Consider the following 21,646-nt stretch of genomic DNA (forward strand, 5'->3'; position numbering starts at 1 on the left):
AAACTAAACTTGTATGCTTAGTCTTGACACACACTACAAGCCCCTGTACGTGTACACTGAGCCTAACACCCGGCGCAGAGTAGACTATCAAACTATAGGCAAGCGAGGCTTCGATATTTGCTTTTCCCTGCTCGTTGTCTTATTTGTTCTCTCCTGGTTAATTCCTTTGCTGGGCATCTTGATTAAGTTAGACTCACGAGGACCCATCCTGTATGTCCAAAAACGCACAGGATATAAAGGCACCTGGTTCGATTGCCTGAAATTTCGGACTATGATGCACAACCCGAAAGCCCATTTTAAACAGGCACAGAAACAGGACAACCGAGTAACACGCATTGGTCGATTCCTCAGGAGATCAAATCTGGACGAAATGCCCCAATTCATCAACGTATTACTGGGACAAATGAGTGTTATTGGACCTCGGCCCCACGCCGTGCAACATGACGCCCAATTCTGGAAAGTATTACCCAAATATGGAAGCCGATACCGGACAAAGCCAGGTATTACAGGACTAGCTCAAGTTCGAGGCTGCCGAGGTGAAACTGATGAACTTATCAAAATGGTGCACAGAGTGAAACTTGATCGATTTTATAATAGAAAAAAATCGTTTTGGCTAGACATAAAAATATGTTGGTGGACATTGTCAGCTATGATGAAAGGAAATATAAACGCTTGGTGAATAAATATAACTTAAATAGTAGAACCAAACATAAATTACCTAATTAAATATGAAATGAAAATCAAATATTACAAATAGTAAATCAATAATGAAATTTAACAGTATACTCTCAAATTCATGAAGTATACTAATACACATTATTGGTATACACAAATTCTAACATAAAACTATGACTTATTTGTAGACTCATGACACAAAGCATAATCTATTATCAATCCAAATCTGTAAAAACATAAACATTTATAGCTTATAAAAACTGATAAGTATTTATAAAGTAAGAAAATAAATATTATGAAAAAGGAAAATCGAGGAGAACTAGTAATAAAAAATACGGGAATTCTATATATAAGAATGCTATTAACTATGGGAATATCATTATATTCAACTCGAATGGTATTAATAACATTAGGTGTTGTAGATTATGGAATATATAATTTAGTTGCTGGAATAATTATAATGCTTTCATTTATAAATTCAGCGATGACAGCTTCAACCCAACGTTACTTATCAATTTACCAGGGAAAAAATGATAAGGAGAAACTGAAAAGTATTTTTAGTAACAGTTTAACGTTGCATATATGTATTGGACTAATTATTGTGGTTTCACTTGAGTTAATAGGAATACTATTATTTAAAAACTTTTTGAATATACCAACCAATAGACTTTCAACTGCTAAAATAATATACCATTTCATGTCAATTACGGTGTTATTTACTGTAGTTTCAGTACCATTTTCAGGTTCGCTGAATGCCCATGAAAATATGTTATGGATATCTATAGTAAACATAATTGAAGTATTACTTAAGTTTTTCATTGCAAACACTCTTAAATTTGTCGAATTAGATAAACTTTATTTTTATGGATTAGCAATTGCAACAATTAGCTTTGTAAGTATGATCTTGTACGCTGTATATTGCTTAAAAAAGTATACCGAATGCACACTAAGAACTTATAAAGATATAAGTAAGCCTCTGTTAAAAGAACTAGCGTCATTTGCAGGATGGAATTTATTCGGCGCTGCCTGTGGTGTAGGCCGTATTCAAGGCTTAGCTATAATTTTAAATTTGTTTCTTGGAAGTGCAATAAACGCTGCTTATGGAATTGCTAACCAAATTGCGGCACAAATAAATTTTTTTTCTGCGACAATGTTACAAGCTATGAATCCACAAATCATAAAAAGCGAAGGGCAAGGCGACAGATTAAGAATGTTACGTTTATCAATGATGGCTAGCAAGTTAGGTTTGTTTTTGCTATCAATAATTGCTATTCCCTGTATATTTGAAATGCAAAATATATTAAATATATGGCTGAAAAATGTACCAGCATATACAGTAATATTTTGTGATTTAATATTGGTTAGTGTGATGGTAAACCAATTAACGATAGGGTTACAAACCGCATTTCAAGCAATTGGCAAAATAAGATCATACCAATCAATAGTAGGATCAATTTTAATTTTGAACGTTCCTATTGCATACTTTTTATTAAAAAAAAGCTTTCCGGTTTACTCAGTCTTAATAACTAATATAATAATTGAATTAATTACTTGTGGTTTAAGAATATATTTCCTTAAACACATAGGAGGCCTTTCAATTAAAGAATTTTTTAATAGAGTCGTCTTAAAAGAGTTAATTCCATTAATATCAATAATATTTACTGCTTATTTGATAAATAAGTACATTGATATTGATAATAGATTTATTCTGACAACAATTACATGTATAATAACTTTTAGTATTAGCATTTATTTCACTGGTTTATGTAAAGATGAAAAACTCATTTTACATAATTATATAAGCCGAAACAAGATAATTAGCAAAATAATATGAAAGAAGAAAATGACAGTTTTGGCCTTTTTCAAACAGTTGTTAAAGGTGGTTACTGTATCGGATGCGGAGCATGTGCAGTCATTGAGGGTTCACCAATAAAAATAAAGTTCGACCAATATTCTCAGTTGCAAGCAACAACAGATAGGCAGCTATCATCTTCGTTAGAAAATAAAATACAAGCTGTATGTCCATTCTCAAACAAAAGCTTAAATGAAGATGAGATAGGCAAAGAATTGTATGATAAAGTAGCAAAATATGACACCAAATTAGGGTATTATCGTACAGCTTACGCAGGGCACGTTATAGAATCTACATTTCGAGAGAAAGGTAGCTCTGGTGGTATGGGATCGTGGATACTAACTGAACTTCTAAACAAAGGATTAATTGACGGGATAATACATATCCAACAAAATACTCCGAGTGAAAGTAACGAAAGATTATTTCGTTATCACCTTTCAACAAATTTAGAAGATATAATGAAAGGCGCAAAATCAAAATACTATCCAATAGATTTAGCAGAAATTTTACTATTAATAAAAAATAGGCCTGGAAAATATGCAATTGTTGGTATACCATGCTTTATAAAAGCAGTTCGCTTATTGGCAAAACAAGACGAAGTTTTAAATGATAAAATAAAATTTTGCATAGGGCTAGTATGTGGACATTTAAAAAGCGCATCATTTGCTAAAATGTTTGCATGGCAGTGTGGAATAAGTCCTTCAAAATTAGTTTCTATTGATTTTAGAACAAAATTACCTAATTATAAAGCGAACCAATACGGAGTTACAGCTTCTAGTATATTAAACGGCAAAGCTATCTTCATAACAAGTAAACCGGTAAACGAATTATATGGAACAAATTGGGGGCTTGGTTTCTTTAAGTACAAGGCGTGCGATTACTGTGATGATGTTGTTGCAGAAACAGCTGACATATCGATAGGTGATGCTTGGTTACCCCAATATGTAAAAGATGGAAAAGGAACAAATATTATAATCATTCGTAACCCAGAAATTGAAAAAATAATTGAAGCAGCAAGACTTGAAGGTAGATTAGAATTAACGGTAATTGATGGTAGCGAAGTTATAGAATCTCAAAAATCAGGTTTTTTCCATCGTCGTGAAGGATTATCCTACCGCTTATTATTAGCAGATAAAAAAGATCAATGGAGGCCAGAGAAAAGAGTAATCGCTAGTAATATCTTAGATAATATTGCGCAAAAAAAACAAGATTACAGACTTTTACTAGCACAGGAAAGTCACAAAGCGTTTGTCGAAGCTATAAAAACTGGCTCCTTTAGCACCTTTGTAAAACTAATGAATCCAATGGTTGTAGAATACAATAAATTATATCAAAAACCTATAAAGTTAAAAATTAAAGGAAAAATTAAATCCTTTACAGATAAAATTTTTTTTCTAAAAACAAATTAAACAGGCACTCTTTTGATAGAGAATGTGAATAAAATGAACAATTGTAATTATTGTATAAGTTAGAGCTATGAAAATTGGAATAATGACTTTCCACTGGGGAACAAATTATGGTGGTGTTTTACAAGCATACGCCTTACAACAATTTATTAAAAATAATATAAAAGGCAGTGAAGTATGTATTATTAACTATGCTCCAAAAACACACATCGAATCACTCTATAAATGCGTAGCAACAAAGCATATCAGAAATATTAAAAGCAATCTAATAACATATTTCAAAGAAAAAAACTTTGTACACTTTAGAAAAAAATATCTATTAACAACAAAAAGATATTACAGCTTAGATGATTTAAATGCTGATTATCCCGATTTTGATATTTATATATGTGGTAGCGACCAAATATGGAATCCGTATATAATAAGCGAGAAAGCAAGCCCATACTTCCTTTCGTTTGGCAAAGCAAGTACGAAACGTATATCTTATGCAGTAAGTTTCGGTTGCACAGATTACCCAATAGAAAAAATGCAATTAGTAAAGCCTTATATACAAAATTTCGACGCAATAAGTGTTAGAGAAAATAGTGGAATTGATATTTTAAAAAACGAAGGTATTTTAGCTCAAATTATGCCCGATCCGACATTACTGTTATCATATAATGATCTCTATAATTTAATCCCTCGCCGTCCACCACATAAGGACGATTACTACTTTTCATATGCACTACAAAAAAATCAAATATTAATAAAAAATATAAATCAATATGTAAAAATTAAAAAGAATATAAAAATAGTAAATACCAAAAACTTAAAAAGCTCAATGCTTAGTATTGAGTCTTGGCTTTCTAATATACGAAACTCAAAATTTGTTATAACGAACTCATTCCATGGAGTAGTATTTTCAATTCTATTTCAAAAACCTTTTGTCGCTATACCGGTTGAAGGTAAGCATAAAGGGATGAATGATCGAATATATACTTTATTAAATAAATTTCAATTATCTGACAGAATATTGACGCATTATGATGAAGATTTAATTGAGAATATAATTAAAAATAAAATTAATTGGACACAAGTTTTGGAGATGCAAGAAGAACTTCAAAAGTTGGCATTCTCTTACTTAGACAAAAATATTATATGAGGAAAATATTTAAACTAATAAATATGGCTTTTATATATATTAGATACTTGCCTCACATAATAATTTTCTATCTTCATCCAATGAAAAATATTTTACTAGAAGAAAGAAATTATTGGATCAAAATAATCATGAACGTTGACACCTATAATGTAAAAAAATTCATCTGGTTAATGCGATTTGTACCAGAATATAGGAGTATATATTACTTTAGAATTAAATATCCCTTTTCAACAATCTTAAAATTACTTGCGAAAGGTAGAGAATCTTTATATATAAACATGTCACCTGATAAAGTTGGGATAGGGCTTGTAATTCAACATGGTTTTTCTACAATTATTGAGGCAAAGAAGATCGGTAAAAAGTGTCAAATATGGCAAAATGTTACTATTGGAACAAACATTTCACATTCAGGAAACAAAGCCACGATTGGTGATAATGTAAAAATTTCAGCTGGTGCAATTATAATTGGAAATATATTTATTGGTAATAATGTTACCATTGGAGCTGGTTCAGTTGTAACGAAAAGCGTTCCCGATAATTGCGTCGTAGTTGGTAATCCAGCATACATTGTAAAAAAGAACGGAAATAAAGTTATTCTACCCTTATGACTATCTACGTAATACTATTTTGTTTATTAATTGCTTCTTCAATAATAACATGGAAGAATGATAACAGTTTTTCGAGCTGGTGTTTCTGGGCTTTAAGCTTATACATAATTTTGTTACCTGCCTTAAGAGATTTTAAAGTAGGTACAGACACTGTAAATTATATAAAATATTTTCAAAGTCCAGTTTATGGATATGGTGGTCAAAATATAGAGCTTGGTTTTCAAATATGGAATGATGTAATAAATTCAATTTCACCTAATCCTCATTTTTATTTATTTCTAACATCTTTCATCTCTGTGGGAGGTGTAATTTATTTTATTTATCAAAATTCTTCTCATAAAATATTCTCATTATTTTTATATGTTACATGCGGGACAATAACCAGCTTTTACATGCTAACTTTTTCTGGCCTTAGGCAGATTATGGCGATTTCTATGTTTTTGATATCACTGAATTATTACGTAAACAAAAAGAATATAAATGCTATAATATTCTTTAGTTTAAGCGTACTCTTTCATACAACAGTTTTGTATTGCCTTCCAATTGTATTAATTTTCAATAACGTTGTAATATCAAAAAGATTATCTTATATATTGATTTTTTCATCTTTTGTTATAGGGATATTGGACTTACTTAATTATCGAACTATAATAGATTACACATTCAAATTTTTAGGGGGAACTTACGATATGTTTGATAGATATGATGATTATTCCACATCTATGAATTTTAGTTATAATTCTCATAGAATTTTATGGGATATGCTTCCTCTCTCACTATTGTGCTTTGCATGTTATAAATTTGCTGATCAAAGTAAAATAAATAATTTATTTTTAAAGTTATTTCTAGTTGGCTTAATATTAAACAATGTGATTATATCTCATCCAATTAGTTTCAGATTAGTCATGTATCTACTAATGATGGTAATGGTTGTTATACCATACATCTTCGATCGAAAATCAAGGATTACAGCAGCAGTATATGCCACTACAACAATTTATTTCTTCTATAAAACTTGTGCTGGTCTTGCTTCACAGTACTCAGCAACAAATGGTGATATTGTAGTCCCATACTATACTTTTTTTAATTAAGTTAACTTTTATGATAAAAGTTCTTTATATCGCAGTTGGTGATTCTTATGGATCTGGCAAGGCACTCTTAAATGTTTTAAAATCCACATCATTTAAAAATGTTGAACCTTATATTATAATTTCAAAAAAATTAGGTCTAGAAAACGAAATAGATACGTTGAAAATACCTTTTGAAGTAATTAATTTGAAATTTGAAATCTTACCAAAATATCGCTCTACGATTGACATATTATTTTTAATACCTAGGATTCTAAATAATATACAAATAAATTATATTGGAAAAAATAAACTAATTCGATTATGTAAACAATTAAATCCAGATATAATACATACTAACATTGGAGTTTTCCGAGTTGGCTATAAAGTTTCAAAAGCTCTATCAATTCCCCATGTATGGCACATTAGGGAATACCAGGATACTGATATGGGCTATTTGCCACTTGGTGGCAAAAATTATTTATCTTCTTTATTAAAAAGAAAAAATAATTTCCCTATAGCTATAACCAAAGGGATATTTGAGCATTTTTCTATGAATCATAAAGCTCGTATAATATATGACGGGGTAAGAGAAAATAAACAGATTAATTTTATTTCAAAAAAGAGTAAATATTTTTTATTTGTTGGAAATATTTGCCAGCATAAAGGAGTTGATCAAATAATAAAAGCCTTTATTAGATTTCTTAAAGATAATTGTGATTATACATTACATATAGTTGGTGAAGTGAAGGATAAATATTCATCAATACTTTTGAAAAATATTATCGACCAGGGGCTCAACGATAAAATACTTTTTTTAGGTTTTAGAAATGACGTGGATATTTTAATGGCTAATGCTACAGCTCTCATTGTAGCCTCTTCTAGTGAAGGTTTCGGATTTACAACTGCAGAAGCTATGTTTAATGGCTGTTTAGTCATTGGCAAAGATTGTGCTGGCACAAAAGAACAATTTGACAACGGTTACGCTTTATGTGAAAATGAAATCGCTGTTAGATATAAAACTGAAAATGATTTAGTAAATGCCATGCAAACAATTGTAAAAAATGGAATTAATTATTATTTTCCTATAATTCAACGATCACAAAAAACTGTGTCATCTCTTTACTCGACAGAGAACTGTGCGGAAAATATCATTAAACTTTACCAAGAAATACTATAAAAATTTCAAACATTATGGATGTCTCGATCATTATTGTTAATTATAACACGCTAAAGTTAACATCTGACTGCATTAATAGTATATTAAAAATGACTTCTGGGATTTCTTACGAAATTATATTAATTGACAACGCATCCACTGATGGTAGTATTGAAGTCTTCTCTAAATTAAAACACATAATATTAGTAAGTAATAAATCAAACTTAGGGTTTGCTAAAGCAAACAACATTGGATTAGGCTATACAAAAGGAAAATATATATTTTTATTAAACTCAGATACTATTTTACTAAATAATGCAGTTAAATTATTTTTTGATTACGCCGAAGCAATGGATAATAATATTGCTTGTTTAGGCTGTCAACTATTAGACGAAACAGGCGCTTACTCCTTTTCTTATGGCACTTTTCTTAATACAAAGGACGTACTTCTATCTTCTCTTAAGTCATATCTTAAATTCATAAAGTTGAATTCTATAAAGGAAAAGAAAGATATTTATTTAAATAACTTACCTAGTGATGTAAATGTAATTATCGGGGCCGATCTCTTCATAAGAAGATCGATTATTGAAGAACATGGTTTTTTTGACCCCAGTTTTTTTATGTATCACGAAGAAAATGATTTACAGCGGAAATATTTTAGTTATGGCCTCCGTAGTGTTATTATAAATGGACCTAAAATAATTCATTTTGAAGGCAAAAGCACTACAGGTAATTTTAGAAAGCTCATAATTGGCACAAATGGTTTATTCACATATTTAAAAAAATGGAGTTCTCTAACCACATATATAACTTTCAGATTTTTTTATTTTTTCCTTAAACTACCTATTATATTTTCATTTTCATATACTGCAAAGGATAAACAACAGTATATAAAACTTCTACTTAGTTTTAAATAATATTTATGAAAATTGTATTGTTTGGTGGCGGTTTAGGAAATCAGATTTTCGAATACGCTTTTTACCTTCATTTAAAAAATACGTTTCCTAGCCATGATATATTTGGCGTTTACCATAAGAAGTGGCTAAATGCGCATAATGGTTTAGAGTTAGACAAAGTATTCAATGTGACTTTGCCGAAAGCGAATATATTTGTAAATATATTTGTTTACCTATTATATATACATAAGAGAATTTTCCCTAAAACAACCATTTGCAATTTAAATCCAAAAAATGATAATTTAAACGCACTTTTTTTTAATGCATTCAAACCCGATTTGAAATATTACAACTATTTAAATCATTGGATTTCATTTAAAAAGTTAAATCTAAATGATACCAACTTGAAACTTTTTAATGAAATAAAAGATTTCAATTCGGTTTCTATCCACGTTAGAAGAGGAGATTATTATCATCCAGATAACATCTCAATTTATGGCAATATATGTACAAAACATTATTATGAAGATGCAATAAAATTTGCAAAATCTCGATACTCAAGTTTAAATTTCTATGTTTTTTCGGATGATATAGATTGGGCAAAGGCACATATTAAGGTTGAAAATTCTACTTTTATTGACTGGAATATTAAATCAGAAAGCTACATAGATATGTATTTAATGAGTCACTGCAAAGTAAATATATTAGCTAACAGTACTTTTAGTTACTGGGCAGCTTATTTAAATAAAAACACTAGTTTAGTTATATACCCATTTAGCTGGATGAATCCAAGTGATCTAAAACCTAATATCTTTCCAGAAAATTGGATTGGCCTTCAATCTAATATTGATTAAATCTTTTTTCGAATTAAGTCATGAATAAAAGAAGAATTTATAATGCTTACACATCACTCTCTGTCTATGGTGGTGCAGAACTCATTGCAATTGCCTTAACGAAAGGATTATCTAACAGAACTTTTAATTCTAGACTACTACTATTTCCTGTGTTTGGATCAATTAATTATAAGTACAAAATTGATCAAATTAAAATTGAAAGAATTAATATTAGAACAATATTAACCTTGAATAAGAACAATATAATATTGTCTCATCATAGAAAGTTCACAACTATATTAATTATCTTAAGGAAATTGTTCAATAAAAATTTTAAAATAATACACATTGCCCATAATGAGTTTTATTCTTTAAAATCTCTTACTTTATTACCATACGATATTATAGCTGTTTCTAATGGTGTAAAGGAGAATTTAATAAATTATTTTAATATTGAGAGTAACAGAATAAAAGTCATTTATAATGGAGTTACAGACAAATATTCCTTTAATATGAATAGTCCTATAGTATCAGATGAGATAAAAATAATATACCCCGCTAGAATTACCACTATTAAACAGCAGCTAAAAATTGTAGAAATTTTAAAAACATCTCTTCCAAAAAATATAAAAATATATTTTGCTGGTACTGGACCAGACGAAAAATTACTTAGGGATAGTATTAAAGATCATCCTCAATTTTTTATGTTAGGATTTGTAGATATAAATAAAGCCATTTTTGAATATGATTATGTATTTTTATTTTCAAAGATGGAAGGATTACCTACAGTACTTATTGAAGGATGTATGCATGCTAAGCCTATTATTTGTAATGATGTTGGCGGAAACTTAGAAATTCTTGTACCAAATGTAAATGGCTATTTAGTAAATAATATAAATTCACTTGCAATAGATTTAGAACAACTTGTTTTGCCCGGTACTCCTGAATACATTCAATTATGTAAAAATGCAAGATCTGTTTATGAAAATAAATTCACGGTTGACAAAATGTTACAAAACTACAAAACTTTATTTTAACTTGAAAAATTCAGTCTTTTTGCAATTGAAATTTATATCTGTACACTTTATAAATGGTTTATATAATTATGTACCATTTTTTTTAAGAAATTATTTTTTAAGATGTTTTTTCATTCATGTAGATAAAGGTTCAACTATTCATCGTAATGTGAAATTTTTTCACATTAGCAATTTTAGTTTGGGAAAAAATTCAGTAATAAATTTTGGTTGTTATTTAGATAATAGGAGAGGCATCTTCATTGGAAATAATGTAGGCATAGCGCATAATACAAAAATTTATACACTGGGACATAATTTTGAAAGTCCTAAGTTTGAAACGAAAGGAGCCCCTGTTTTTATTGAAGATAACGTTTTCATTTTTTCAAATGCTTTAATTATGCCTGGAATTACCATTAAGGAAGGCTCCATTATATTAGCTGGTAGTGTTGTTACAAAGGATGTAGAACCTTTTACTATAGTTGGAGGAAATCCAGCAAAATATATCAAAGAGAGGTCTTCTGAAATTAATTACACTCAAAGATACCGTTTCATGTACGCACTTTAGCTTCTCAGTGAATTATGGATAAAACTTCTATTTTAAACATTGAGATTCATAATCTCACTCAAAATGATTTATTACAGAGCATGAACAATGGTGTTCTACTAACTCCTAATGTTGATCATTTAGTAAAACTTCAAAAAAATAAATTGCTTTTCGAAGTTTATAGTAATGCAGAATGGGTAATTTGTGATAGCAAAATTGTCTACTGGTCATTAAAATTTTTAGGAACACCAGTTAAAGAAACTATTCCAGGATCTTCTCTTTTTCCCGCCTATTGTGATTTTCATAAAAGCGATTCCTCCGTTAAAATATTCCTGCTTGGAGCAGGACCAGGCGTTGCTAGTAAGGCTATGAGTAATATTAACAAACGACTTGAAAGTGATCTAGTTGTAGCTACTCACTCACCTTCATACGGCTTTGAACAAGATGAATTTGAGTGTGACGAGATTATTTCTATTATAAATCGTAGTAAGGCAACAGTTTTGGTCGTTGGCTTAGGTGCGCCTAAACAAGAAATTTGGATAAGTAAATATAAATCTAAACTACCTAATATAAAATTATTTATGGCTTTAGGCGCCACCATAGATTTTGAAGCAGGTAATATTAAGCGAGCACCTCACTTTTTTAGACGTTTAAGTTTAGAATGGTTCTATCGTATGTGTTGCGATCCAAAAAGGTTAGTTAAACGCTATTTAGTAGATGATTTACCTTTCTTTTACTTCATAATTAAGCAAAAACTTAATCTATATAAAAGCCCATTTACATTATACCAAGATAATTATAATGAAAACTTACCTAAAGAAGAGGTAGTAGATTTAATTACAGAGTAATAAAGTTAGTGAAATTATTTTGCAACATGCTTTTAATCTCCTCTTCAAACTTCACTATTATAAGTTAAAAGTAAACATTTCATAAAACAAAATTTTAAGTGATAAATAATACACTTTATAGATTAGTTTCTTTATCTTTCATCCTTTCTTTTTTTGCTACAGCTTGTACAGAAGGAAACTTTACGGCTTTGAGATATCCTGGCTTCGTTGGTTTTGAGGCAGATAATGAAGAGTGGCTGGTCAGTGAAGGAGGTACGGCTGGCTACAGTCTTACGGGTGGAAATCCCAATGGTTTTTTTTATGGGGATGATGCCGGCGGCAAGGCTTGGTATTTCCATGCCTCCGACAGTTTTATTATGGAGACACGCAAGGCTTATGGAAGAAGTCTTCGGTTCGATCTGAAACAAGAAGCAGTCAAATTAAGCCCAGACCACATCAGTGATCTTATTTTGACCGACGGTAAGACCACATTGACCTTTAAAACGGCCTACAAGCCAGCAACAACCTGGACAACCTATGCAGTGCGGCTGGACGAATCAAGTGGCTGGAAAAAAGGATTGGAACCAACGACTAAAACTGACATGCAAGTTGTTTTACAAAACCTGATTGGGCTTAGAATACGAGGTGATTATAAGTTTGGTCCGGATCGAGGGAGTCTGGATAACGTTACTATTTATTAAGCTTCACGCCATTTACATCCGCTTAATCAAGCGGTGGTTATTCATGTGACTAGGTCGTACAAGCTCATTTTTTTATCACTCTATTACTTATAACAGTATCTTCAAGTTGATAATAGCTAAAAATCAACAACTTATGAAGTTACTAGGCTCTAACCCAGAAAAAGTTGTCTTTTATAAATTCGCGGCTGTCGGTGGGTTGCTTTTGGCCCTGCTCATTGGGTGTTATCGGTTTACGCTTACTCCCTTAGCTCCGCCGGCCACCAATTCATTTGACGATGGGGACCAGGGCTGGCGGATTAGTGAAGGGGGCGTTGGCAGCTTTAGCGCTACGGGCGGCTATCCCGGTGGCTTCATGGCCGGGTCGGATAATCTGGATCCCATTCAGACATTGTGGTATTTTATTGCGCCTGATCCGTTTCTGGCAGAAGTCCGGAAAGGGTATGGCAAAACCCTGCGCTTCGATCTGATCCAGTCAGGCACCGCCGAGCAGCGGTATGCCGATGATGTGATCCTGACGGATGGGAAAACCACCCTCACCTTCGATACAGCCTACAATCCCAACACAACCTGGACCAGTTATTCCCTTAAACTGGATGAATTGAGTGGCTGGAAAAAAGGAGATGCGCGGGCAACGAAAGCCGATATACAGAAAGTGTTAACGAATCTGACAGGTCTGCGAATCCGGGGTGAGTACCGATCCGGGCCAGACAGTGGCGGCCTCGACAATGTAGCCATCTTTTAGGGTGGGCATTCATGGGTGGTACCCATCGCCTATCTAACCGCTTCTATTGCCGGGCTATACCATGTGGACTGTTTACCGGGCGGCAAAGTGCGCCAATGGCTCTGAACTGGCTAATCACCTGGTCTATGCTGTGGGTGTCGTCGAGGGGGAGTGAAAAGGTTTCTCCGCTCAATAGCGAATGTGTCCGGTCATAGGCATCAAACACAGTCAGGTCAAACAGATCCTGAAAAAGCTGGACTGACGTTATCTTACGGTAGCCCACCTGCCAACCGTAAAAAAGCACATAGTTCATACAGTCTTGTGTATAATTCGGTCAACATACGCGGTTGGACTGGCTCTGGTTTTCCTCTAGCGAAATCTTAACAAGTTGATAATAGTGCAGGGTTGATTTGAATGGACACCGAATCGAACATGATCAGTCCACAGCTAAAGCAGTGGGCTGATCATGTTCGATTTGGCGCTTAAGTATGTCAAATCACTAAACCCGATACCCGGCGAACCTGATTACCTGGACATGCCGAATCGGTTAACCTGGTGCAAGGCAGGTCAATGGCTAATTTTCGCGATAGTATAGACTGAGTAGAAATAACAGTACACAGCGTCGGCAGACGGAGCAGGTTGGCTCTCCTGAACGGCCTTTTTGCTGTTGTCCGAAAATACGTTCCTGACGCTGGATTTGCGCCGAAGGAGCATCCGAATTAGGGGGATGGGATCGCCCATTCTGCTTTCGTAAACCAACCGGCAAGGCGAATTGGTCAGGTTGGGCTGAGCGTATTAGCGCTGACTTTTCGTCGGCGGGTATAAACAGCGGGCCGTAGAATGACCCGGGCAGATAGGTGTTTTGGATTAACTGGCGGGTAGGGCAATGAGCAGGCTCATGGTCTGCGCCCTTTGGTTCAACTGCGTCAGGATGCGGGTATGATTGACCAGTTTACGGCACTGTTGCTGCGTACAGCCCAAATCAGGCGAATCTACCTGGTCCATATCCTGCACGAGCAGTTCCAGTTCCTGATGCATCCGCCCCAGCAGCCTTCTCAATTGCCCGACCGGACATTGACTCTGATTAACAAACGCAGTCGTTTTCAAGCCCTGCTCTGAACTCACCAGCGCGGCATAGGGCCGTAATTGATTGTAGTGATTATAAAACGTAGAGGCAGCCTCAAACCATTTTGTTAAAACCATTTCGTATGTCGATCGATCAGTTGACTGTTTATTATTCCGGTGGGTTTTACCTTCCATGTAATCGGGTTATTTACTGTTTAGACCGCTCTTCAGATGAAATGTCATTTTAGGCATCAATAAATTTAACTATTTTCATAATAAGTAATAGTGCTCACAAGAGGTTTACTTAAGATTTAATAATTACACCTACATACTTTATTTTATGCTTTTTGTAGCAAAAATAGAGCCAATTGTAACGACATGATCTGTTTTAAGATACGTACCAGGATATAGGTACACCAAAATAATTACTAAAAATTTTCCAGATCGGGCCGCGTCTGGGCGATAACAGGCCCATATATCCTGAGGTAAAGTCCGGTTAACTCCTTTCTGATACGAGTCGGGCTGACTATTTTTTTTGCAAATCCCGTTACTTATCACCGCTTATGGGTCTTAAGTTGACATCTATCCCATAAATCGCAAGGCCCGGCTTAATAAGCTGGGTTTTTGCCTTTCCGGGCAGCCTCTCTCCTATGGGTCGCCCGATGAATTGATGATCAGCCTTGCCACGTTTGGTTCGATCCGCGCGTACCTGCTATAGACTATATGAGCCCTGATGGCTCATCTATTTTGTGGAATAGGCCCAAAACGCTGACCCTCTTAGGGTCAGCGTTTTTTTGTGGACTTGCCTGGAGGCTTGTCTGGGCCAAGCTCTGGCTAAGCCGTAGAGATTACAAGGACAAGCCAGAGCTTGGCCCAGAGAGGTGACCCGGATAAAAAAAAACAGCCGTCACCTACGAGATGACAGCTGTCTGTATTCCACCATTCACTGCATACAGCAGTATAAGGTAGGGACGCCGGTTCGGGGAAAAGGTTTGGGCCAGTGAGGAAACGGGGCTCAGACAACGCCAGCCGCCCCCTAAAAGGCAACGGCTGTGTGTACCCTCTTAACGTTGTACGATTCCCTTTTCTACGGTTAACCCGCCAGCTTGTTGGCAAATCGGGATGTATTTGCAGGAAATGGGACCACCGATCAGATGGGCAGGTATATACTAAAGGTAGCCCCCTGCCCGGCTTCGCTCCGGGCGCTGATAAACCCACCATGATTGGCGACCACCTTTTCGCACACGGCCAGCCCTATTCCCGTACCGGCATACTCGCTTTTACCATGCAGCCGCTGGAAAATCTGAAAGATCCGATCCAGGTATTTTTCGTCAAAGCCAATCCCGTTGTCCGACACGTCGATGCAGTAATAGGCAATCGAATTTGCAGGCTGCTGCTTCCCGGCAGGCAGACTATCGGCAGAGATCCAGCGGGACGTTACCCGAATGACGGGCGGGGTATCTTTTCGGCGAAACTTGAGCGCGTTGGTGAGCAGATTCTGAAAAAGCTGGCCCAGTTGGGAGGCATCTCCCGGAATAGTCGGTAAGAGACCCGCTTCTACCTGCGCGCCATTTTTGGCAATAGTCAGTTCCAAATCGATCAATACGGCCTTCACAACGTCGTTGAGCGACACGGCGACCGTATTTTCGCGCCGGGTATGAATGCGTGAAAAGCTGAGCAAGTCCCGAATGAGCGTCGACATGCGGGTGGCCGCGCCCTGCATTCGCTCCAGGTAAACGATGCCGTCACCAAGCTGGTCGGCGTACTGGTTTATCAGCAAATCGCCGAACGACTGCACTTTACGCAGGGGCTCCTGCAGGTCGTGGCTGGCGATGTAGGCAAACTGCTGCAGGTTTTCGTTGGACCGGGAGAGCAGGTTGTTCGAGTCGCTCAGGGCTTCATTGGCCGTTGCCAGTTCCTGGGTTCGTTGCTTCACTTGCTTCTCCAGTTCCGCCGACAGCGTGGAATACCGTTCTTCACTCTGCTTCAGGGCTTTGTTGGAACTTCTGAGCTCGATCAGGTTGACCACCTGTTTGGCCAGAATTTTTAATGCGTCCAGTTGCCGCTGATCCAGTTGCCGGGGCTCATGGTCGATAATGCACAAAGAGCCTAACATAAAGCCGCCGGAATCGATGAGGGGTACCCCTGCATAGAACACTACGTGCGGCTCACCCGTCACGAAGGGATTGTTGGCAAAGCGCTGGTCGTGCCGGGAATCCGGCACGACCAGCGCTCCGTTTGGATCGGTCTGGTCATGGTGAATACAGAAGCTAAACTCACGCGGGGTTTCGCAAAGAGCAATGCCATAGCAGGCTTTAAACCACTGGCGTTCCTCGCCGAGAAGACTGATTAACGAAATAGGTGCCTGGCAGATCTGAGAGGCCAGTTTAGCCATATTATCATAGTCCTGCTCGGGCAGCGAATCCAATATATCATATCGTTTCAGGGCTTCTAACCTATAGGTTTCTATGTGTGGATGTGGCGAAATACGCATAGGGTACTAACTAAAATAGAGTTTTATATAGCTGGCTATTGACTGGTCAGATATCGTTCGTTTCATGGACCGTTGACAAAGCTGACCATCAGGTTACGACAGGTCACGACTTTGTTGGCAGTCTGTGTAGCGAAGGAGTTGATAAAAGCCAATCTCTATCAAACTACAATAGTACTCAAGTTGTTGCCGGGGCTACCCGTTCAGCATACGTTCTGCTTTGCCACGAAAGCATATGGTTTAGCCGGAAACAATTTCCGTTTAGGGGCATCTGCAGTACGACTTTGACTATCAAACCCTGCTATAGTCGATTCAGTCGCTGGAAAGCCCATCCAGCGCAATGAGTAAGATTACGGAGACAGGCGAGGGCAGAAAAGTAGGGTAAACCCGGAAGCTGGCCAGTTGATTCTTTTCATCCGGATTAACCCCTACCGGCCTCCAGAGGGCATAAAAGATAATTATTGTTAAAAATTTAATCCCTTTTTAATTTTTAACGTAAATTGCGCCACATTTCAAGAGAGAACATACTCGATGAATAGGTAAACCTTTCTATCCCTTTTTAAGTAGTTCTACCAATCCCAGGCTGCTTACTACTACGCAGTGGCTAAATCGTTTTCTGGTTGGCCCTCTACTCGATCAGTCCTGGAAGACAGGTAAATGGACGTCCTGTGCAGTACACAATGAATGTCAATATCTGGTCCCTTAAAACGTCTTTATTCTTTTACAAATGGCAGGTAAACGTAGTATTGAATCTTTGCCTACACCGACCCAACGACTGATTCGGCTCCTGACGGCCGAAAAAAAAGACATCGGCTATATCTTCCTGTACGCCCTGATCACAGGCGCCATCAGCCTGTCATTACCCTTAGGCACGCAGGCCGTTTTCACACTGGTTTCCAGTGGCCTGGTCTTTAGTTCAGTGTATGTAATGATTGCCCTGGTCATTGTAGGCATCGTTGTTGCCGGATTGCTGATGGTGGCGCAAACGACACTGGTCGAAATTCTTCAGCAGCGTGTTTTCACCAAAGCCGCGTTTGAGTTTGCCTATCGGCTGCCCCGCATCGATCCGGAAGCCCTGTCGGCCTACTATCCACCGGAGCTGATGAACCGATTCTTCGATGTTCTGACAATTCAGAAAGGAATGCCGAAACTCCTGGTTGACATCACGACGGCCATCGTTCAGATCGTATTTGGCTTGTTATTGCTGTCAGCCTATCACCCTATTTTTATCGGATTTAGTCTTTTCGTGGCGCTGTCGGTGGGGCTGGTTATCCGCATCCTCAGCCCGAGTGGTATCAAGACCAGCCTGGCCGAATCCAAGTATAAATACAAGGTTGAAGCCTGGCTGGAAGAGATGGCCAGTAACTTGCCCGACCGGCAACAGGAACCGGGCCATCCACTCGTTGACCAAACCGAGGCTATGGCCAAAATGGACGAGCTGGTCGCCAAGTACCTCACCAACCGGCAGGCTCACTTTGAGGTAATCAAGCGATTCCTGTATAGTGGCGTGGCCTTCAAGACCATTGTCGTTGGTGGTTTGCTGATCCTCGGCACCTCTCTGGTCGTTAGCCGGCAAATGTCGCTGGGTCAGTTCGTTGCTTCAGAAGTGATGATTGTGTTGATCACCGGCGCTGTCGACAAGCTTTTGTCCGGCGTCGACACGGTGTTTGACATGCTCACCGCCGTTGAAAAGATTGCGACGGTTACGGATTTACCGCTTACCATTCCCAACGTTGAACCTGAATTATCCTAAGCGCAGAACGTCCTGAACGACCGCCTGTTGCTATATAGTCTATGCTTAATATCTCGAACGAGCGGATCGATGTCAACGATCTTGATCGGTATCCCATCAACGCCCTACGCACCTTACCCAATCCCGACAGCGGTCGGCGGTTGGGCAGATGGTGGCTGTTTTTCCTGCTTGTCGGGCTGGTCGTCATGTTCCTGCCCTGGCGTCAGAATATCGATGGCATGGGAAAATTAACGGCACTTACGCCCAAAGATCGGCCCCAGACCATTCAGAATGTCATACCCGGCCGCATCGAACGCTGGCTGGTCAAGGATGGTGATTTTGTCAAACAGGGCGACACGCTGCTGGTCATCTCCGACATCAAAGACGAGTTTTTCGATCCCGCCATCATTCAGCGACTGAATGAACAGCTGACGGCCAAAGTCGGCTCCGAGCAGGCCTATCTGGCGAAGATCAGCGCCCTGGATAAGCAAATCCAGGCTCTCGAAGCCGGTGTGCGGGTCAATCTGGATGCCGCCCGAAACCGCGTCAAGCAGTCGGAATTTCGGCTGGCTGCCGATGAGGCTGATCTGCAGGCCATTCGACGCAATTACCAGATCACACTCGACCGAATTGCCCGGTACGAAAAGGCTTACCAGAGCGGGCTTATTTCCCTGACCGATCTGGAAACCCGGCGGCTCCGCGTGCAGGAGGATAATGCCAAGGTTATTGCCCAGGAGAATAAGCTGAGCATAACGCGCCAGGAGCTGATTAACGCCCGGCTCAATTTAAGTACGATCCAGGCTCAGTTTGACGAGAATATCGCCAAAGCCCGCTCCGATCAAAGCTCGGCCGTGTCGAGCCGCACACAAACGGCGGGTGAAGTGGCCAAGTTGCGCAACCAGATCAGCAATGTTCAGGTTCGCCAGGGAATGTACATCGTTCGGGCCCCGCAAAGCGGGTTTATCGTTCAGCCAGCCAAAACAGGAATCGGGGAAACTATTTCGGCGGGTGAACCCATTGCAACCCTCCAGCCAGACAAGCCTCAGCTGGCCGTCGAGCTGTACGTCCGCGCAATGGATGTCCCCCTGATTCAGCGGGGCCGCACCGTCCGACTGCAGTTCGATGGCTGGCCAGCCATTCAGTTTTCGGGCTGGCCCAGCGTAGCGGTCGGTACTTTTGGCGGTAAAGTCGCGGTCATCGACGCCGTTAGCAGCCCCGACGGTCGCTATCGGCTGCTGGTACGGCCCATACAGCAACCGGGCGACCAGCCGTGGCCCGCGCAGTTGCGGGTCGGGTCGGGTGTGCGCGGCTGGGTCATGCTCGACGATGTACCGATCTGGTACGAACTGTGGCGACTACTGAATGGATTTCCTCCCAGCCTGAAAGCGGAGCCTTCTAAATCAACACCCTCATGATCCGACTGACTTCGTTCCGTAATCTGCTGACTGGCTGGCTGGTTCTATGGCTGTGCGTCCTGTCGTTTACGCTTCGCGGCCAGAATGATTCAGCCCGTCTGGACACAACTGTTTTTCAGGCCCGCGTCTTTTATGAGCTGGTCCGGCAACATCATCCGCTCATTCGGCAGGCAGGTTTGTTTGGCGAAGAGGCCAACCAGATCGTGCTCCAGGCTCGGGGTGCCTTCGATCCCAAACTGGTGTCTCATTATGACCGCAAAGAGTTCGGCTCCGATTTGTATTACGATCATTGGCAGAACAAACTGGCCATCCCCATCTGGCCCGCTGGCATCGATTTCAACATTACGTATGATCGAAACGACCCGGCCGGAAAGTACATCAACCCCGAAGAACGTACTCCCCCAACGGGTCTGACAGGTGTCGGGCTGAGTGTGCCCATCGGGCGAACCCTGTTCGTCGATGCCCGCCGTAATGCCGTGAGGCAGGCCCGGGTAGCCCAGAACCTGGCGGAAGCGGATCGAATCAGTCTGATCAACAAAACGCTGTATGAAGCCGCCACGGCCTATTGGGACTGGTTCCTGGCTTATCAGCAGCGTCAGTTACTGACAGAAGGGTATGTGCTGGCCGAACGGCGGTTCATGGCTCTGCGCCAGCAGGCTCAACTGGGCGATGTGGCCTTTATCGACACAACAGAAGCGCTGATTACGGTACAGGACCGCCTGGTTCAGAGGCAGCAGGCCATAGCCGATGAGCAAAACGCCCGGCTGCGGGTTAATGTTTTCCTGTGGACTCCCGACGGGCAACCCGTCGATCTGCCGCCCTATTCGGTTCCGCAGATGCCCCCTTCCGCCCTGCCGATTGATGTTCTCCAGCGGTCGTTGTCGGAGCAGGCCGCCCAGCGCCACCCTGATCTGCTTAAACTCGACAATAAGTTGCAGCAGTTGACACTGGAGGAGCGTTTCCGGCAAGCCATGATTCAGCCGCAGATTGCCCTGAGTGCCAGTTTGCTCAGCCAGACCCCCATTCTTGATGTTGGTTATGACTGGAGCAGCTATTATTCATTCCGCCCCCAGAATTATAAAATCGGCCTCGACCTTGTGTTTCCTTTGTTTCTGCGCAAAGAACGGGGCAAGCTTCGGGAGGTTCAGATCAAACACCAGCAAACGCTTTTGGATCGCCAGCACCAGGGACGAGCGATTGTAAACGGTGTTCAGGTAGCGTATAATCAACTCCAGGCGTTGATCAATCAGATGGAAACCCAACAGCGGACGATCGAGAACCAGCAGATTCTGGTCAAGGGGGAGACGGATAAATTTCTCCTGGGCGAGAGTTCCCTCTTTTTGGTCAACTCCCGGGAAACCAAGTTGATCGACCTGCGGGTAAAAGGCGAATACCTGAAGGCAACGTATCAAAAAACGATTGCGAGGCTGTATTATGTGGCGGGAAGCACCGTCGATATCAATAACTAAGGGCTTTCTTTAGCCCAAAACCGCTGTC

The 21,646-nt window shown here is 39.1% G+C and carries 20 protein-coding genes; 17 read left to right on the forward strand and 3 right to left on the reverse strand.

What is annotated here, in order from left to right; translation table 11 throughout:
- Positions 1-13: 13 nt before the first annotated feature.
- The 14 genes from ACYVAM_RS02700 (at position 14) to ACYVAM_RS02765 (ending at position 13,467) form a co-directional block, all read left to right on the forward strand.
- Entirely contained in the window at positions 14-679 is a 666-nt protein-coding gene (locus ACYVAM_RS02700; protein WP_461063650.1) for a sugar transferase, read from the forward strand.
- Positions 680-970: 291 nt separating this feature from the next.
- Complete coding sequence (locus ACYVAM_RS02705) at positions 971-2,509, forward strand: MATE family efflux transporter (RefSeq protein WP_461063652.1); 1,539 nt, start codon at positions 971-973, stop codon at positions 2,507-2,509.
- Positions 2,506-3,936, forward strand: coding sequence for a Coenzyme F420 hydrogenase/dehydrogenase, beta subunit C-terminal domain (locus ACYVAM_RS02710; RefSeq protein ID WP_461063654.1), 1,431 nt, complete (start codon positions 2,506-2,508; stop codon positions 3,934-3,936). The genes ACYVAM_RS02705 and ACYVAM_RS02710 overlap by 4 nt, the downstream gene beginning before the upstream one ends.
- A gap of 67 nt (positions 3,937-4,003) precedes the next feature.
- Positions 4,004-5,074 carry a polysaccharide pyruvyl transferase family protein gene (locus tag ACYVAM_RS02715; RefSeq protein ID WP_461063656.1) on the forward strand — a complete coding sequence of 357 codons (1,071 nt, stop codon included), beginning with the start codon at positions 4,004-4,006 and terminating at the stop codon, positions 5,072-5,074.
- 80 nt (positions 5,075-5,154) lie between these two features.
- The gene (locus ACYVAM_RS02720) at positions 5,155-5,682 is read left to right on the forward strand and encodes a hypothetical protein (RefSeq protein WP_461063658.1); all 528 of its coding nucleotides are present in this window, start codon (positions 5,155-5,157) and stop codon (positions 5,680-5,682) included.
- On the forward strand, positions 5,679-6,773 hold the full coding sequence (locus tag ACYVAM_RS02725) for an EpsG family protein (RefSeq protein ID WP_461063660.1): 1,095 nt from the start codon (positions 5,679-5,681) through the stop codon (positions 6,771-6,773). Before ACYVAM_RS02720 ends, ACYVAM_RS02725 begins: the two co-directional genes overlap by 4 nt.
- A gap of 10 nt (positions 6,774-6,783) precedes the next feature.
- Positions 6,784-7,929 (forward strand): glycosyltransferase family 4 protein, encoded by a 1,146-nt coding sequence (locus tag ACYVAM_RS02730; RefSeq protein ID WP_461063662.1) that lies wholly within the window; start codon positions 6,784-6,786, stop codon positions 7,927-7,929.
- Positions 7,930-7,943: 14 nt separating this feature from the next.
- Positions 7,944-8,825 carry a glycosyltransferase family 2 protein gene (locus ACYVAM_RS02735; protein ID WP_461063664.1) on the forward strand — a complete coding sequence of 294 codons (882 nt, stop codon included), beginning with the start codon at positions 7,944-7,946 and terminating at the stop codon, positions 8,823-8,825.
- Between the two features lie 5 nt (positions 8,826-8,830).
- Positions 8,831-9,658: an alpha-1,2-fucosyltransferase gene (locus ACYVAM_RS02740; protein ID WP_461063666.1), complete on the forward strand. Its 828-nt coding sequence runs from the start codon at positions 8,831-8,833 to the stop codon at positions 9,656-9,658.
- Between the two features lie 20 nt (positions 9,659-9,678).
- Positions 9,679-10,674, forward strand: coding sequence for a glycosyltransferase family 4 protein (locus ACYVAM_RS02745; protein WP_461063668.1), 996 nt, complete (start codon positions 9,679-9,681; stop codon positions 10,672-10,674).
- A 1-nt stretch (position 10,675) separates the two neighbouring features.
- Positions 10,676-11,218, forward strand: coding sequence for an acyltransferase (locus ACYVAM_RS02750; RefSeq protein WP_461063670.1), 543 nt, complete (start codon positions 10,676-10,678; stop codon positions 11,216-11,218).
- 14 nt (positions 11,219-11,232) lie between these two features.
- A complete protein-coding gene (locus ACYVAM_RS02755; protein ID WP_461063672.1) occupies positions 11,233-12,045 on the forward strand; it encodes a WecB/TagA/CpsF family glycosyltransferase in 813 nt (270 codons plus the stop codon).
- 98 nt (positions 12,046-12,143) lie between these two features.
- Entirely contained in the window at positions 12,144-12,725 is a 582-nt protein-coding gene (locus tag ACYVAM_RS02760; protein WP_461063674.1) for a laminin B domain-containing protein, read from the forward strand.
- A 133-nt stretch (positions 12,726-12,858) separates the two neighbouring features.
- Positions 12,859-13,467 (forward strand): laminin B domain-containing protein, encoded by a 609-nt coding sequence (locus ACYVAM_RS02765; RefSeq protein ID WP_461063676.1) that lies wholly within the window; start codon positions 12,859-12,861, stop codon positions 13,465-13,467.
- 43 nt (positions 13,468-13,510) lie between these two features.
- Here ACYVAM_RS02765 and ACYVAM_RS02770 read toward each other — a convergent pair whose 3' ends face one another.
- From ACYVAM_RS02770 to ACYVAM_RS02780, 3 genes are all read right to left on the reverse strand, one after another.
- Complete coding sequence (locus ACYVAM_RS02770) at positions 13,511-13,759, reverse strand: hypothetical protein (protein WP_461063678.1); 249 nt, start codon at positions 13,757-13,759, stop codon at positions 13,511-13,513.
- Between the two features lie 554 nt (positions 13,760-14,313).
- The gene (locus ACYVAM_RS02775) at positions 14,314-14,706 is read right to left on the reverse strand and encodes a hypothetical protein (RefSeq protein WP_461063680.1); all 393 of its coding nucleotides are present in this window, start codon (positions 14,704-14,706) and stop codon (positions 14,314-14,316) included.
- Between the two features lie 955 nt (positions 14,707-15,661).
- A complete protein-coding gene (locus tag ACYVAM_RS02780) occupies positions 15,662-17,005 on the reverse strand; it encodes a sensor histidine kinase (RefSeq protein ID WP_461063682.1) in 1,344 nt (447 codons plus the stop codon).
- Positions 17,006-17,729: 724 nt separating this feature from the next.
- Between ACYVAM_RS02780 and ACYVAM_RS02785 the strand changes: the two genes are divergently transcribed.
- Genes ACYVAM_RS02785 through ACYVAM_RS02795 form a run of 3 tightly spaced genes read left to right on the forward strand, consistent with a single transcriptional unit; the run spans position 17,730 to position 21,618 of the window.
- Entirely contained in the window at positions 17,730-18,755 is a 1,026-nt protein-coding gene (locus tag ACYVAM_RS02785; protein WP_461063684.1) for an ABC transporter transmembrane domain-containing protein, read from the forward strand.
- Between the two features lie 41 nt (positions 18,756-18,796).
- Positions 18,797-20,149: an HlyD family secretion protein gene (locus ACYVAM_RS02790; RefSeq protein ID WP_461063686.1), complete on the forward strand. Its 1,353-nt coding sequence runs from the start codon at positions 18,797-18,799 to the stop codon at positions 20,147-20,149.
- Entirely contained in the window at positions 20,146-21,618 is a 1,473-nt protein-coding gene (locus ACYVAM_RS02795) for a TolC family protein (protein WP_461063688.1), read from the forward strand. Before ACYVAM_RS02790 ends, ACYVAM_RS02795 begins: the two co-directional genes overlap by 4 nt.
- Positions 21,619-21,646: the final 28 nt, after the last annotated feature.

The organism is Spirosoma horti, from assembly GCF_054776595.1.

Excerpts from the sequence above, each read along its gene's own strand:
- ACYVAM_RS02795 (WP_461063688.1), top strand. The coding sequence starts at position 20,146 with ATGATCCGACTGACTTCGTTCCGTAATCTGCTGACTGGCTGGCTGGTT.
- ACYVAM_RS02745 (WP_461063668.1), top strand. The coding sequence starts at position 9,679 with ATGAATAAAAGAAGAATTTATAATGCTTACACATCACTCTCTGTCTAT.
- ACYVAM_RS02780 (WP_461063682.1), bottom strand. The coding sequence starts at position 17,005 with ATGCGTATTTCGCCACATCCACACATAGAAACCTATAGGTTAGAAGCC.
- ACYVAM_RS02775 (WP_461063680.1), bottom strand. The coding sequence starts at position 14,706 with ATGGAAGGTAAAACCCACCGGAATAATAAACAGTCAACTGATCGATCG.
- ACYVAM_RS02735 (WP_461063664.1), top strand. The coding sequence starts at position 7,944 with ATGGATGTCTCGATCATTATTGTTAATTATAACACGCTAAAGTTAACA.
- ACYVAM_RS02765 (WP_461063676.1), top strand. The coding sequence starts at position 12,859 with ATGAAGTTACTAGGCTCTAACCCAGAAAAAGTTGTCTTTTATAAATTC.
- ACYVAM_RS02755 (WP_461063672.1), top strand. The coding sequence starts at position 11,233 with ATGGATAAAACTTCTATTTTAAACATTGAGATTCATAATCTCACTCAA.
- ACYVAM_RS02740 (WP_461063666.1), top strand. The coding sequence starts at position 8,831 with ATGAAAATTGTATTGTTTGGTGGCGGTTTAGGAAATCAGATTTTCGAA.
- ACYVAM_RS02790 (WP_461063686.1), top strand. The coding sequence starts at position 18,797 with ATGCTTAATATCTCGAACGAGCGGATCGATGTCAACGATCTTGATCGG.
- ACYVAM_RS02770 (WP_461063678.1), bottom strand. The coding sequence starts at position 13,759 with ATGAACTATGTGCTTTTTTACGGTTGGCAGGTGGGCTACCGTAAGATA.
- ACYVAM_RS02725 (WP_461063660.1), top strand. The coding sequence starts at position 5,679 with ATGACTATCTACGTAATACTATTTTGTTTATTAATTGCTTCTTCAATA.
- ACYVAM_RS02710 (WP_461063654.1), top strand. The coding sequence starts at position 2,506 with ATGAAAGAAGAAAATGACAGTTTTGGCCTTTTTCAAACAGTTGTTAAA.
- ACYVAM_RS02715 (WP_461063656.1), top strand. The coding sequence starts at position 4,004 with ATGAAAATTGGAATAATGACTTTCCACTGGGGAACAAATTATGGTGGT.
- ACYVAM_RS02730 (WP_461063662.1), top strand. The coding sequence starts at position 6,784 with ATGATAAAAGTTCTTTATATCGCAGTTGGTGATTCTTATGGATCTGGC.
- ACYVAM_RS02705 (WP_461063652.1), top strand. The coding sequence starts at position 971 with ATGAAAAAGGAAAATCGAGGAGAACTAGTAATAAAAAATACGGGAATT.
- ACYVAM_RS02700 (WP_461063650.1), top strand. The coding sequence starts at position 14 with ATGCTTAGTCTTGACACACACTACAAGCCCCTGTACGTGTACACTGAG.
- ACYVAM_RS02785 (WP_461063684.1), top strand. The coding sequence starts at position 17,730 with ATGGCAGGTAAACGTAGTATTGAATCTTTGCCTACACCGACCCAACGA.
- ACYVAM_RS02720 (WP_461063658.1), top strand. The coding sequence starts at position 5,155 with ATGAAAAATATTTTACTAGAAGAAAGAAATTATTGGATCAAAATAATC.